11 protein-coding genes are annotated in these 13,736 nt (G+C 47.5%); 5 read left to right on the top strand and 6 right to left on the bottom strand.

Annotated elements, in window-relative coordinates; genetic code table 11:
- Window positions 1-37 precede the first annotated feature (37 nt).
- Window positions 38-1,108 carry an ABC transporter substrate-binding protein gene (locus MKY85_RS28010; RefSeq protein ID WP_339243229.1) on the bottom strand — a complete coding sequence of 357 codons (1,071 nt, stop codon included), beginning with the start codon at window positions 1,106-1,108 and terminating at the stop codon, window positions 38-40.
- A gap of 247 nt (window positions 1,109-1,355) precedes the next feature.
- Entirely contained in the window at window positions 1,356-1,700 is a 345-nt protein-coding gene (locus tag MKY85_RS28015; RefSeq protein ID WP_017691786.1) for a Na-translocating system protein MpsC family protein, read from the bottom strand.
- Window positions 1,701-2,074: 374 nt separating this feature from the next.
- On the opposite strand from MKY85_RS28015, the gene MKY85_RS28020 reads away from it, so the two are divergent.
- The 3 genes from MKY85_RS28020 (at window position 2,075) to MKY85_RS28030 (ending at window position 5,992) form a co-directional block, all read left to right on the top strand.
- Window positions 2,075-2,992, top strand: coding sequence for a hypothetical protein (locus tag MKY85_RS28020; RefSeq protein ID WP_342571295.1), 918 nt, complete (start codon window positions 2,075-2,077; stop codon window positions 2,990-2,992).
- 262 nt (window positions 2,993-3,254) lie between these two features.
- Complete coding sequence (locus tag MKY85_RS28025) at window positions 3,255-4,001, top strand: DUF3105 domain-containing protein (protein ID WP_342571296.1); 747 nt, start codon at window positions 3,255-3,257, stop codon at window positions 3,999-4,001.
- A 272-nt stretch (window positions 4,002-4,273) separates the two neighbouring features.
- Window positions 4,274-5,992: a methyl-accepting chemotaxis protein gene (locus MKY85_RS28030; protein ID WP_342571297.1), complete on the top strand. Its 1,719-nt coding sequence runs from the start codon at window positions 4,274-4,276 to the stop codon at window positions 5,990-5,992.
- Between the two features lie 154 nt (window positions 5,993-6,146).
- Here MKY85_RS28030 and MKY85_RS28035 read toward each other — a convergent pair whose 3' ends face one another.
- Both MKY85_RS28035 and MKY85_RS28040 read right to left on the bottom strand, forming a co-directional pair.
- On the bottom strand, window positions 6,147-7,100 hold the full coding sequence (locus MKY85_RS28035) for a nucleoside hydrolase (protein ID WP_127548851.1): 954 nt from the start codon (window positions 7,098-7,100) through the stop codon (window positions 6,147-6,149).
- A 273-nt stretch (window positions 7,101-7,373) separates the two neighbouring features.
- The gene (locus MKY85_RS28040) at window positions 7,374-9,605 is read right to left on the bottom strand and encodes an MMPL family transporter (protein ID WP_339257799.1); all 2,232 of its coding nucleotides are present in this window, start codon (window positions 9,603-9,605) and stop codon (window positions 7,374-7,376) included.
- Between the two features lie 176 nt (window positions 9,606-9,781).
- Here MKY85_RS28040 and MKY85_RS28045 point away from each other — a divergent pair, with 176 nt between their 5' ends.
- Window positions 9,782-10,408 carry a TetR/AcrR family transcriptional regulator gene (locus MKY85_RS28045; protein WP_342571298.1) on the top strand — a complete coding sequence of 209 codons (627 nt, stop codon included), beginning with the start codon at window positions 9,782-9,784 and terminating at the stop codon, window positions 10,406-10,408.
- Here MKY85_RS28045 and MKY85_RS28050 read toward each other — a convergent pair.
- Complete coding sequence (locus tag MKY85_RS28050; protein WP_342571299.1) at window positions 10,405-11,874, bottom strand: PLP-dependent aminotransferase family protein; 1,470 nt, start codon at window positions 11,872-11,874, stop codon at window positions 10,405-10,407. The two genes, MKY85_RS28045 and MKY85_RS28050, sit on opposite strands and share 4 nt — an antisense overlap.
- Window positions 11,875-12,036: 162 nt before the next feature.
- On the opposite strand from MKY85_RS28050, the gene MKY85_RS28055 reads away from it, so the two are divergent.
- A complete protein-coding gene (locus tag MKY85_RS28055) occupies window positions 12,037-12,627 on the top strand; it encodes a GNAT family protein (RefSeq protein ID WP_342571300.1) in 591 nt (196 codons plus the stop codon).
- Between the two features lie 39 nt (window positions 12,628-12,666).
- Here MKY85_RS28055 and MKY85_RS28060 read toward each other — a convergent pair whose 3' ends face one another.
- Window positions 12,667-13,563, bottom strand: a complete 897-nt coding sequence (locus MKY85_RS28060) for a diacylglycerol kinase family protein (RefSeq protein ID WP_342571301.1) — start codon at window positions 13,561-13,563, stop codon at window positions 12,667-12,669.
- Window positions 13,564-13,736: the final 173 nt, after the last annotated feature.

Here is a 13,736-nt window from a genome sequence, read left to right on the forward strand (position 1 = left end):
CGATCAAAGGTAACTTTTAAGAAATTTGATACATGTCTTATTGTGCAATCTCACGGTTCCAACGATCTGTCCAGCCTTTAACCTGTTGGTTCACGAATTCCATATCCAGCTTGTTGAGCTTCTCAACAACGTCAGCGCCATAGGTTACACCTTCTGCTTCTTCAGCAGTCAGTTCAACCTTGGTGTTTACCGGGGAATCGACTTTGGCTTTAGCGGATTTCGCTTGTACATCCTGGCTAAGCTGCCAGTTGATGAACTCTTCAGCCAGCTCTTTGTTTTTGCTGCCTTTCACGACATTGATCGTGTTCATCACGGCATATGCACCTTCGCTCGGTGTAACAAACTTCGCATTAGGTACGGCTGCTTTCAGGTCTTTGAAATACATTTCCATGATCGGTCCGCCTGCAATCTCTTCCTGGGAGAACATGTTCACGAACTCGGACGTTTGGCTATAGAATTTCACCACATTGCCGCTCAGTTTTTTCAGTTCAGCAAATGCCGCATCTTCATTAAACGTATCATTACCAGCTACACGAGAAGCTGCATCCACAACCATCGGGCCTGCTGTCGCCGTAATATTCGGGATAGTCAGATTACCCTCAAACGCCGGGTCCCACAGGTCACTCCATGAAGTCACTTCTTTGGAAACGAGGTCCGGGTTATAAGCAATTCCAAGCTGTCCAACCGTGTAAGCCGGGCCATAATCTTCACCAAGCGGGGCTTTGGCAATATCATAAATGTCATTTACATTTGGAATTTTGGAGCGGTCGATTTTTTCAAACAAACCTTCATCAATACCTTGTTGTGCATAGTAGTCAGATAGGTAGATAACATCGACATTGGATGTACCCTGACGAATTTTGTTCAGACGTTCAGCGTTATTGCCGACTTCCAGTACGATGTCTACATTATGTTCTTTTTCAAAAGGACCAAATACCGATTCATTGAAGAAATCTTCGGAGAAGCCCCAAGTGGAGATAACCAATTTGGTAGCTGCTGTTCCCCCACTGCCTGATCCACCTGCTGCATCCTCTGTGCTGCTGCCACAACCTGCAAGTAATACCGATGTCATTGCCACTGCTGCCAAACCGCTAATCCACTTTTTCATCATGATCCTGATTCCCCCTGATATATGTGATGTGTAAAAAAACAAAAAGAAAAGCATTCTTGTATAAACAAGAACACTTTTCTTCGTAAACAAAGGAAAGCGACACCCGCTGCCGGTACATCATCGGTTTCTGCTTCAGAATCAATCCAAAGACAGACGCCATCATATGAAATTGTACGGAACCTGATCATGGATCCGGGCCATAACCTTCGTAAGCTTCAACAAGAATCTATCCTGCCGATCCATCCTAGGCCTGTTCCAGAATCACATTCGTGATCGCCCACTGGGTGGACGCATCATAATCCCGCAATATAGCTTCAATTGGCAAACCCATGTGTTGCTCGAGCTTCTCCCGGAATTTCTTCTTATATAAGACAGACATGCGGAAGTCCACTTCCAGCTTTAAGCCGGGGGCCTCCCCTTCCAGGGCGTCAGAGCGCGGTGAACGTCGGTGCTTCGCGTAGAAGGTCACAATGTTCTGGTCAATGGTCACTCTCAGGAGAGTGGTGCCAAATCCGAACAGTTCCTTCGAGATTTCGTTATAATACTGGCACATCTTCTTCTTGCTCTCATTGCTGTCCAGTAGTTCCATGAACTCACCCACATCTCTTACTACCGTACATTCGACGTGTTAACACGATTGATTATACATAAATCTTCTGAAATGAGCAACCCAAAAGATATACTTAACATGTAAATCACACACAGAAGCGAACGATAAGATATTTGCCTCCAAAAAAAATTCGTCTTAAACCGCAGTAAATTTACATTAATATGCCTGCATGTAAGTCCTATACTATTGTTACTTCTAAACTACGTTTTAATACACCGTGTTCAAGTCTTCGTTTCAGCTTTCCTTAAAAGGGTATTAATTCCTGCGAAACATAGACAAACTTCGTCAACAACCGTTAAAATGAGACACAATGTTAACATGCTTTTATTTTCTAGAAATTGGAGGCTTATACCATGCAATGTCCAGTATGTAACCACGAAAATGGAGATGCCCAGTTTTGCGAGAGGTGCGGATCTAATCTAACGCAAACTAACTCTTCACCCTCTCTTGTAAAGAACCCGGAATCTGCTGCTGCTTCAGAACCTGAATATACTCGCTGGTCCAGTACGCAGAACACATCTTCCGAGACACCCGTTCGACCGAACACAACATCCGTCTCTACTCAGAAACAACAGACAACAGAATCAACAGGCACCAATGATCATGATTCTGAAGGAGACAACAGCTCCAATCAGTGGAATAATATCGTGCAGAATGAGAAAGTTCAGCAAGCCAAAGAAGTAAGCAAACAGTATCTATCCTATTTCCTCAGTGTATTAGCTCGTCCTTATCAGACGATGAAAACCGTTGGCGACCAGCATTCACTAAACGGATGGCTAACGATGGCGCTGATTGCAGTCCTATCTTCTACATACTTCTTAATTACCTTTAGTCGCATAGGCATGGACGGCTTGTTCATTGGTGGATTTGTAAGGCCGCTATTGTTCACCGTCATTATCCTGATTGCCTCAATTGCACTGATGTACGCTATTCTGAAAATTGAAAAAATAACCTTCCGTCCCAAAACATTGGTTGCCCAGTTCGGTACTTTGCTTGTTCCTGCTGTCGTATCCCTTGTTCTGGCGAATCTGTTTATTATCATCTCGTATTCCATCGCGATCGCCTTGCTTGTGATCTCGTACATCATCATATTTGTTGCTCTGAACTCGGTGCTATTCCACTATCCACTGAATCGTACCAAAGCAGCCATCGACAGTATGTACAGCGTACTCATCGCCAATGTGGTCGTATTCTTTATTCTGTATCGATTGTTGGGTGAGGTTATTATGGGACTGATCGGATTGATGCTGTCGCCGTTTGGTCGTCTGTAAACATTATCGCCGTTATCCGTAAAATTGTATTGAGGCGCTCCCTGCTCACGTGGGGAGCGCCTTTTTTTGTTTTCCAAGACAGCATTGCACTGTGCATGTATCATACACTATAATGTGTAGTGCAACAGGTATGTTCTTATTGACGTAATAAACCAATCCAGCAACTCCCCGTTACGTAATGAAAGGATTCATCGTTGTTATGAACACTACATTGTGTAGTGTTATATTCACTCATTTTACAAAGAAAGCAGAGGGACTCTCTATGGACATGACCAATATGAATCATATGCAAATGGAGCATGAGGCAGGTACATCCTACCTGTGGCTCATCGTTGGTGTAATTGTGTTACTGTTCTCCATCGCCGCCTATATCTGGGCATCACGTACACAGGGCAAAATTCTGGGCCACATGAAAAAGAAAGAACGGGCGGACATTCAGAAAAAAAGTCGATCCCTTCGGCTGGCTGCACATGTAATGATGGCTGTGTCGATTATTACGTTTGGCCTGTTCTTCATGCAAGGAGCAGGTAAAACATATAATGTAGCCGATCTGGAATCCAACGCGACAATCGACGTGACAGACGATAAATATTATGGGGCTGACCATACGGAGGACCCTATCCAGTATGAGATGACAATTCCAACATCCGGGCCGCATAATCCGCATGATATCAAGTTTGGATTTTACACCGACTTCCCGGGCTATAATTACCTGGTACACAATCTGGAACACGGGGATATCATCATCTACTATCGTGAGAACGCAAGCGAGGATTTGAAGGAACATCTGAAATACCTCGCTAAATTCCGCGAAGCCGGAGCAGGTATTCTGGCTGTACCCAACAAGGATATTCCCGAAGGCAGTGAAGTCGTGGTGACCGCATGGACCAAAACGATGAAACTCGACCAATTCGACGATGCCAAGGTAGGTACTTTTATCAATAAATATATTAATCAGGGACCTGAAAAGATTCCTGCCTCTGTTCGCCAGGGCGGCGGAACAATGTAATGGCGTAATCACTTAGTCATGTGAAGGCATCAAGTCGTAACCATGAAGCTTGTACCAAAATAATGTACATGGTCAATATAATATTAAAACGTAATTAGCTCCCGGATCAAAATTGACTTGGGGGCTAATTCTTTATCGCCCGGATGCCGATATTTCAAGTAGAAAAATGTATATTTGATATACAATACATACGAACCAAAGAAGCGACAAACACCATCTAAAGAGACAAAGAGACGATTCATCCAACAGATCAAGGGGGAACACTTTTACCAATGAACAGTTTGTTTATGAGGATCTTTTTATTTTTTTCCTGTCTGATGCTGGCCGCGGGTGCGGTTCTTGGCATTACCATGTACCGTTCATCGGCGCAACTGGTCGAACAATCCATGGGGATGCAGGCACAGGCTGTGGCTGAACGGGCAGCTGCATTAATTGATACTTCTCTGTATGCACCACTCAGTACCGGACAGAACAAGACAGCGTATTATGGCACATTGCGTGAGCAACTCAGTCAACTGCGCGAGGCCAATGGGCTCAAGTATCTGTATACACTGGGTACACGCGAAGAAAATGGAACTAATACATATTTCTATGTTGTGGATGGGGCCGCTGCCGATGTGGCAGAGGACGACTTCTCCCCTTACGGTTCCGCAGAAGAGACCCCTTACGCGGGTATGTTACAGGCTTTTGAGCAGAATGAACCTATTCGAGGCGAACTCACCCAGGATGACTATGGAGCTACCATTACAGCGTATGTGCCCATCCATGGGGCTGACGGAAAAGTGTTGGGGTTAGTCGGTGCGGATCTGGATTCCACTGCGGTCTATGAACTGATGTCTCGCAACCGTATGACCATGATCTGGACAGCGCTCGTTATTGTGCTGCTCAGTGTCTTGTTGGTGTATGGATTCGCACACTACTTGACCCGCCCGTTGGTGAAACTGAAGAAGTTGATTACCGAAGTGGGAAAAGGCGACCTGACCGTCAACGTCGAACTTGGACGAAAGGACGAAGTCGGACAGCTGGCTTCCGAATTCAAACATCTGGTCACAGGTACCCGTGATGTTATGACGGGCATCCGTCAAAGTTCCGATTCTCTGCTGCAAGCCGCAGAAGGTGTATCGAAACACTCGCAGGCAACTGCCGAAGCGAGTCAGCGTATTGCCGAGCATACCCATCATACAGCCAGTGGAGCTGCCGAACAGGTGGCACGAGCAGGCGAAGTCACCGTTGCCATGGAAGAGATCACGCGCAGCATGCAGCATATTGCGAACTCTTCTTCTATGGTCGCGGATGTCTCACAGGAAACGACCAATAATGCAGTGCAAGGTCAAGCCAACATCAATACGGCAATAGACAGCATGGACAAAATTCATCAAGCGAATGTGCAGATGGTGGCCTCCACCTCTCAGCTAGAGCAGTACTCTGATAAAATTGAGTCGGTTGCACATCTAATGAAGGGTATCGCTTCACAGACCAATCTGCTCGCCCTTAATGCGAGTATTGAAGCGGCTCGTGCAGGAGAGTATGGCAGCGGGTTTGCAGTGGTTGCCTCAGAGGTTCGCAAGCTTGCGGGGGAATCAGAGCAATCGTCCCAGCATGTCACCGAACTGATCGCCGAGATGACACGTCAGACTTCCCTGTTGTCAGAACATATGTCAGCAAGCACATCTGCCGTACAGTCCGGTCTCGCTGTTGTACAGGAAGCAGGTCGTTCGTTCACATCCATTCATACCGGAATTGAGACGATGAATGAACGTCTGCACGAAGTATCCGCAGCATCCGAGCAGCTGTCTGCCAGCGCAGAGGAAGTGTCCGCTTCCGTGGAGGATATGGAGCATATCTCGCGCGAATCCTCTTCCAGTATCCAACAGGTGTCACACGCTACCGGAAGCCAGCTGCAATCCATGGATGAGATGAGTGCATCCGCTGAATCCCTCCGGGTACTTTCCAGTGAACTGAGCGGGCTAATTAGTCGATTTAAAATATAGCGGGCAGCTTAGATTGTTAGATATAGCCTATAGCCCACAACAAAAAAGCCGCACGGCAGGGACGGGATTATGGGGTCAACCCCATTTCCAGACACTGCCTGCGGCTTTATTTTTGTTGTACCTTTAAGGATGGCGAGCCCTAAGGCTGACTGAATTAGTAGCGCTGCGGAGCAGCTTTTTTACCCAAATCCGTCATGTACGTAAAGAACGCTTCCGGATCGGTATCATACACCAGTTGTACTGGGCGTCCGTCTGCTTGCTCCACTGTGCGGCCTTGGCTAGGACCATCCGGGATGACAATACAGTTGACCGTTTTCTTCTTCACGATGTCCTCGCGTCCAACGGAAGCCGTTGTCAGCACATCCCACAGATAATATGTGGAATTTGTCTCACTGTACACCAGTGGCGGACAACCTGCGTAACAGTTCCCCAGGAAATCTACACCTTCGAAGCGACGCTCTGCTGCCCAACGGTTACGAACGGCTGGAGTCAGAGGTACTTTGTTGGTGCTTTCGAGTGCAACCAGATCGATCTGGATGCCGCTCTGCCATACACGGTAAGCCGCTTCCGGGTCCCAGAATACGTTCCATTCCGCTGTGCCGTCATGCTCGGGCTCTTCTACGTTACCACGCTCGAATGTGCCACCCATCCATACCAGCTTGTCGATTTTCTCTTCAATGTCTGGTGCTTCGTCCAGTGCACGCGCAAGGTCTGTCAGTGGTCCTGTGAACAGGAGCAATGTTTTGCCTTCGGTGTTACGCACTTTCTCGATCAGATGCTGGTGTGCCGGAATAGCAGAGAGTGGTGCTTCCATTTTGCCGGACTCGTTCAGTACAGGAAGTGCATCTACATAGAAGGAATGCAGTCTCCACGCCGCAGGAAATGGATTTTTTCCTCTGGAGTTGGATTTGGATACCTCTACGGAATATGTACCGAAACGATCGATAATTTTACGGCTGGCATCTGTTGCTGGCTCCAGATATCCGTCTGCCGGAATAACCGATACACCGGTTACATGTACATTGTCCATTTGCAGAAGCATGAACAGCGATACGAGGTCATCCACGCCGCCGTCATGGTTAAAATACACATTAAGTTGGTTCGTCATGCTTGCTTTCATCCTTCCCCTGGTTGTCCCATTGATGTTGATTCATCCGTCTGCCCTAAGCCGACGCTTCCTCTATTATGTCCCATAACCCTTGTCTACGTAAACCTTCCCTACGCAAAGAAAACAAGGATCACGCCTCATCCTGCGGATATTTTACAGTTCCACCATTCCATCTCAGGAGCAGACCCGTTCAACTAATTCCATGCCATTGTTATGCAAAAAGAAATGGACAGCCGGCTCGAAGCCCCGCTGCCCATACTACCCATCCATGCATTACACGGACTGGTTCTGTTTCTCTTCATTCTTCTCGGCAATCGGTACATACTTGCCTGGCCAGAAGGCCCATTTGCCCAGCAATGTGGTGATTGCCGGAACCATGAACGGACGTACTAGGAATGTATCCAACAACACACCAACAGCCGTTATAATACCAAACTGTACCAACACCTGAATTGGCAATGTAGCAAGTACCGCAAAAGTTCCTGCCAAAATCAGGCCGGCAGAGGTAATAACGGAGCTCGTCTCACCGACGCCTTCCTTAATGGCTTGACGAAGCGGCATCGTTTTGCGTTTCTGCCAGATGCTGGAGATCATGAAGATGTTGTAGTCTTCACCCAATGCCACCAGGAATACGAAGGAATACAGCGGAATCGCGCCTTGGATAGCATCTGCGCCAAGGCCATAGTGAATGATGATCCAACCCAGACCCAGTGCAGAGAAATACGACAGAACAACCGTTGCAATCAGATACGCCGTAGCTACAACAGAACGCAAGTATAATAGCAGCAATAGTGTAATCATGCCGATGACCACCGGAATAATGATCTTGGCATCCCGTTCTCCAGCCACTTCAATGTCATACTGCTCTGCTGTCTGACCATCAATCCAGACCTGACTGTCCGCATTGGTTACACCGGCATCTTGAAGCGCCTGTTCCGCAGTAGCCCTCAGATCCGGAATATGCTGCATCGCCTCCATGGAGTATGGATTCAGATCGAATTCCACATCAAAGGCGGTAATGTTGGCGTTCTCGGCACCCTGTTGGGCATCGCCTACTTTGCTAATGTAGTCCAGTGATTCGAGACGCTGCTTCAGATCGGTTTCTTTGCCACCTGAATCTACAATCACTTTTACCGGAGCCAGCTCGCCTTGGGAGAACTGTTCACCAATGACCGTGAAACCTTCGCGGGAAGGTACATCCTCCGGGAACGAAGACAACAGATCATATGTGAATTTAACCTGAGTTGAGAATGCTGCCAGTCCTCCCAGCAGTACCACGGTAATTGCAAGCACAGCCCAAGGTTTAGTGACCACCGTACGGCCAATCCAGCTTTCCTTCACTTTGCGTGGAGCAGGAGCCGGCTTGCCTTTTTTCTTGGCACGTTCCACTTCCATCTCATGAGTACGCGGTACGAACGGGTAGAATGAACCCCGGCCGAAGATCGCGAGAAGTGCCGGAACCAGTGTCAGACTTGCTATAAACATAATAAAGATGGACAGACTGAATGGTACGGCAAAACGATGATATGCCCCATATTCAGCCAGCAATAGCACCAGCAGTGCTGCAACGACCGTGAATCCACTCATGGCAATAGCGCCGGAAGATCCGGTAATGGCCTGGAAAATGGCTTTCTTTTTGTCCGGCTCATGATAGAGAATCTGGCGGTATCTGGAGATCATAAACAGGCAGTAATCCGTTCCTGCTCCAAATAACAATACAGTCATGATCGAGATGGACTGTGCGTCCACCGTAATCCAGCCTTGATCCGCCATGAATCCGAGTATCGGACTGGTCACCATATACGCGAATCCAACCGCAATAATTGGGATAATCGCGAGTACCGGTGAGCGATAGATCAATAGCAGCAACACCAATACCAGTACAACCGTAGCGATCAACAAGGATACATCGGCGGAGGAAAACAGTCCGCTCGCATCAATGGATATCCCTACGGGCCCGGTCACACGGGCAATCAGTGTATTGGTATCATCTATAGCCACATCGAACGGGTTTGCCCCGAAGATGTCTTGTGTTTTTTGCTCAAGTGCTTCAATGCCTTGCTCTAATTGTTCTGCATCGGCACCTTCATTGAAGAAAAGCGGCATAACCAGGGTGCTTCCGTCTTCCGAAAGCTGGCCTTTCAACGCCTGTGGCGGCAATTGATAGAGTGGCACAACGGACTGCTGCTGTTCTACCGGATCTTGATCCAGTCGTTCCGTTAATGCCTGAATGTTCTCAATCTGCTCATCCGTCAAACCGCCGGCTTGACGCCATACGATCAGCGCGGGCAATCCTTCACCACCAGGGAATTCCTTCTCGGCAAGTGCAGCTGCCTGAACCGATGGTTTGGACTCACTCAGATCCTGCGCGTTATTAGTTTCACGATCACCTACAGCAGGCCATACCATGCCAAGCACAACGGCGATAATGATCCATACCAACAGTGTAATCCATTTGCTTCGTTTGCCAGCAACCCAGCGACCATAACCCGAACCTTCCTGCATTGTCTCTTCATCTCCCTATTCTGTTTCTATGAAGCCCTATTTATGTGATGATGTAGTAATGAACCACGGGTCATAGTATAATCGACTTAATTATATATACCGGAAGGTTAATTTTGCAATGCCTAATTTGTGAACTTGCTAAACTAGCAATTAAATACGTAAAGAGGTCAGTGATTATGAGCAAAAAAACAAACATTCCCCGGTCTCCGGGCAGACCCAAAACGGGTGCCGATCAAGCATCTGTACAAACCAACATATTGATGACAGCTTCACGTCTGTTTATGGAATATGGGTATGAACCCGTCTCTCTTCAACAGATTGCTTCATTATGTAATGTAACCAAAGCATCGATCTATTATCACTTCACCAGCAAAGCCGATCTGTTCACCGTTGCCATTACACGCATGATGGCAATGAGTATGCAGCAGACTTCACTCCGCTTGGATGAACCTGGCACACTACAAGAGCGGCTGATCAAGGTTGCAGAAGCGAAGATGCAACACTCCCATATTGAAACCGAGACCATGATGCGAGAAGCCGAGAAGCATCTGAATACGGAGCAACTCAGCCAGATTCGAGAAGCCGAGGTTCGTATCTTTGAAGTGCTTGCGACCCACTTCCAGCAGGAGATGGATAACGGTTATTTGCGGGTCGCCAATCCCATGCTGCTTGCCCATGCATTTACGTCACTGCTCATGCTCGCGAACCGCGAAGATGTGCGCAACATGAATGGCGGCAGCATCAAGGAACTCGCACGGGAACTTGTTGCCCTGTTTCTGGATGGAGCGGTTAAACGGAACTAAAGATCGCCCCAGATTTGGGCCAATGCGGCAATACCCGGGTCAATGCGCTCCGGTTCTATTCCGGCAAAACCGATAATGAACTCTCTTTTGCCGTCTGTTGGTACGCTCCCGTTCGCCCACAAATATTCCGTTGAACTGATCTGTATCCCTGCATTAATCGCTGCGGTCACCAATTCTTTGGCTGACGATGTGGTTGCCATTCGCAGAACCAGATGAAATCCGGAATCTTGGCCCCTTATATCAACCCGATCTCCGAAATGTAATTGAATGGCCTGAATAATCAGGTCATGTTTTCGTTTGTAGACATTACGCATCTTACGAATATGCTTGCCCAGCTCCCCCTCACGCATGAACATCTCCAATGTTCTCTGATGAAGCCGGGAAGCCGACTGTTCGAATAGGATCGCCTTATACATTTCTTGAAAATCATCTAGCAATTCTCTGGGAAGTACCATGTAATGTACACAAAAAGCAGGTGCGAGTACTTGCGAGAAACCACCCATATAGATCACGCGACTTCCCTCACGCAGACCCTGCATGGAAGGAATTGGCCGTCCATAATACCGGAACTCCCCATCGTAATCATCCTCGATAATGTATGCCTTTGTTCGTTCTGCCCAATCCAGCAATGCTAATCTGCGTGTAATCGGCATGGTCATACCTAGCGGAAATTGGTGAGAGGGTGACACACCTACCAATTTAACTCCGGCCTTTTCCAGCTCCGTCAAGTTTATACCCTCATGGTCTAGTGAGATCGGAACAACCTGATAACCATAATTTTGGAATGTACCAGGTAACAGCCGGTATCCAGGATTCTCTACACCGATGGATTGGGTTGATTCTCCCTTGTGAAGCAAGGTCTGTGCCAATAGAGACATTAGCAGATGCTGTTCAGCACCTACAACAATCTGCTCGGGAGAACAGCTGACTCCCCTGAACTGCGCAAGATAGACAGCAATTTCACATCGTAACCCCCATTCTCCCTGTGGTTCTCCATAGAACAATAGCTCTTTTGCTTCTTCCCGCCAGATTCGATTAACATATTGGTGCCATTTCGCAATTGGAAACAGGCTGAAATCATTACGTGACATATGAAAATCATATTGAACGGCTCGGGCAGGGCGTATGCCCTGCTGATCTGACCCTACCGTTTGAGTTGCGGGAGCCTGCTCGGTTAACTGTGTATCTGTTTTCCCGATCTGCATGCCATGGTAGCTGTTCACCATGGCACGAACGCGATAGCCACGACGTGGCTGACTGTATATATATCCTTCGGCGATCAATTGTTGATAAGCCCATTCCACCGGTGTGGTACTTAACCCAAGCATCTCGGCAAGCTTTCGCACCGACGGCAATCGGCTATGTTCAGCCCATTCCCCGTGAATGATCTCTCTTTTGATATGATCTGAAAGTTGTACATAGATTGGCGCACTATCGTTCTCATCCAGCTTTGGTAATTGAATCATCCTGCTGCACCTCATTTGTCCTGTGAAATTTAATCAAACTGTATATTTGGAAGTATACAGTATTGGGATATACTCTTGTCATTATCAATATGTAATACCAATTTTAAGAGGCAGGGCATTCTTACTCTTTTCGAAAGCCTTGAACTATAGGAGGAACAACTTATGTCACATTCAAAACCATCCCCACGCATCCCCCGTCTGCTGGAAACAAAGCGCATATACCTGCGTCCTTTCGAGATTACAGATGTGGATGCTTACTTCCCCGGTCTGTTTGACACTGAGATGCGCAGGCTGACAGGAACACAGAATAGTTTCACACGCGCTCAGGTTGAACGTTATGTTGAAAACGCAGCACAGGATGATTCCAGACTCATGCTACTTATTGCTTTACAGGAAAATGACCAGATCATCGGAGATGTCGTCCTGATGGACATGCATGCCAAGAATCGCAGTGCACATATTCGTGTGGCCATCGATCAGGCGGAGCATCAAGGAAAAGGCTACGGCAGCGAGGCGTTACTGCTTATGCTGGACTATGGCTTCGGTATCTGTAACCTGCATCGAATCGAGCTTGAAGTGTACGCCTTCAACGAGAGAGCTATCCGCACGTATGAGAAACTCGGATTCCAGCGCGAGGGTGTGAAGCGGGATGTCTTGTTCTACAATCACCAATATCATGATGCCATTCAGATGAGCATGCTGGAGGATGAGTTCAGGCAACGTCATATGAAAGGACAGGCAGGGAATAATTAAGTTTCCGTTCAGCCAAAATGAGACAAATAAACCGGGGATTTAGTACACCTCCCCGGTTAGAAACTTCAGATGACCCGTCAGCACCGATAGCTCGGCGGGTGTCTTCATATACAATTCGCCATCCGTGTCAGCTGACATTGGGGCATCTGTGTTCACTTTTAGCGTAGATGCCTTGAAGTATGAAATGCTCTCACTCTGGGGTTGCCAATCTCCCTCGGGCTTATGTGACAAGATCTCTCGCAGCAGCGGGATGCCTGTCTCATGAATAATGAGTACGTCTAGCTCCCCATCCTGCAATGCATCCGGTGCAAAAGGCAGGGCATTCGTTCCCAGAAAACGGCCGTTGGCTGCGTAGATCATTACCGCTTCGCCTTCCATCTCTTTCCCATCCGCCTCCAATTGATAACGAAACGGCTCCGTATGACTAATCGTCTGCAACGTGCTGATGAAATAACTGAGCTTACCCAGCGTGCCTTTCAGATTCTCGTTAATATTCTGCGATGCATCACTGATCAAGCCAATACCAAAAAAGTTCGTGAACACCCGATCATTGGCTCGTCCAACATCAATAGATACTACCCGACCTGCGAGCATTTCTTGTGCAGCAGTCTCTGCATCGGGTGAAATGCCGAGCGAACGCGCAAAGTCATTACAGGTGCCTCCAGGCAATATGCCAATTAACGGAGGATGCTGCAGATCAGCCAGTCCATTCACGCATTCATGCACCGTGCCATCCCCACCCAGAATAAACACCACATCGAATTGTTCACCGCGTTCACGACACAACTTCTCTCCTTCGCCGGGTTCATCGGTACGCACAATGACGAGTTCATGGACAGCGGGGGCCAGTACACCAACCACGAGACCCACTGTATTCTCACGATTGGCCTTGCCTGAATGATGATGATGAATTAACAATGCTTTGTTAAACTCCATCCTTCTCTTCCTCCATTCCAATGCTTGTTAACCTTTACCCAAGAAGGTTGAATCCATAAACAATCCCTGCGCTAAGCACTCATCATTCCAAATAGGTTCCCCAATCAGATATGCATCCTAATCCTCATTCATTCGTAATAGCTATATAAATTCAACTATTTAGATAACTCGTT

This window comes from Paenibacillus sp. FSL R5-0749 (assembly GCF_038595085.1).
Classification (GTDB): domain Bacteria; phylum Bacillota; class Bacilli; order Paenibacillales; family Paenibacillaceae; genus Paenibacillus.

Excerpts from the sequence above, each read along its gene's own strand:
- MKY85_RS28045 (WP_342571298.1), top strand. The coding sequence starts at position 9,782 with ATGAGCAAAAAAACAAACATTCCCCGGTCTCCGGGCAGACCCAAAACG.
- MKY85_RS28030 (WP_342571297.1), top strand. The coding sequence starts at position 4,274 with ATGAACAGTTTGTTTATGAGGATCTTTTTATTTTTTTCCTGTCTGATG.
- MKY85_RS28035 (WP_127548851.1), bottom strand. The coding sequence starts at position 7,100 with ATGACGAACCAACTTAATGTGTATTTTAACCATGACGGCGGCGTGGAT.
- MKY85_RS28015 (WP_017691786.1), bottom strand. The coding sequence starts at position 1,700 with ATGGAACTACTGGACAGCAATGAGAGCAAGAAGAAGATGTGCCAGTAT.
- MKY85_RS28025 (WP_342571296.1), top strand. The coding sequence starts at position 3,255 with ATGGACATGACCAATATGAATCATATGCAAATGGAGCATGAGGCAGGT.
- MKY85_RS28020 (WP_342571295.1), top strand. The coding sequence starts at position 2,075 with ATGCAATGTCCAGTATGTAACCACGAAAATGGAGATGCCCAGTTTTGC.
- MKY85_RS28060 (WP_342571301.1), bottom strand. The coding sequence starts at position 13,563 with ATGGAGTTTAACAAAGCATTGTTAATTCATCATCATCATTCAGGCAAG.
- MKY85_RS28050 (WP_342571299.1), bottom strand. The coding sequence starts at position 11,874 with ATGATTCAATTACCAAAGCTGGATGAGAACGATAGTGCGCCAATCTAT.
- MKY85_RS28010 (WP_339243229.1), bottom strand. The coding sequence starts at position 1,108 with ATGAAAAAGTGGATTAGCGGTTTGGCAGCAGTGGCAATGACATCGGTA.
- MKY85_RS28040 (WP_339257799.1), bottom strand. The coding sequence starts at position 9,605 with ATGCAGGAAGGTTCGGGTTATGGTCGCTGGGTTGCTGGCAAACGAAGC.
- MKY85_RS28055 (WP_342571300.1), top strand. The coding sequence starts at position 12,037 with ATGTCACATTCAAAACCATCCCCACGCATCCCCCGTCTGCTGGAAACA.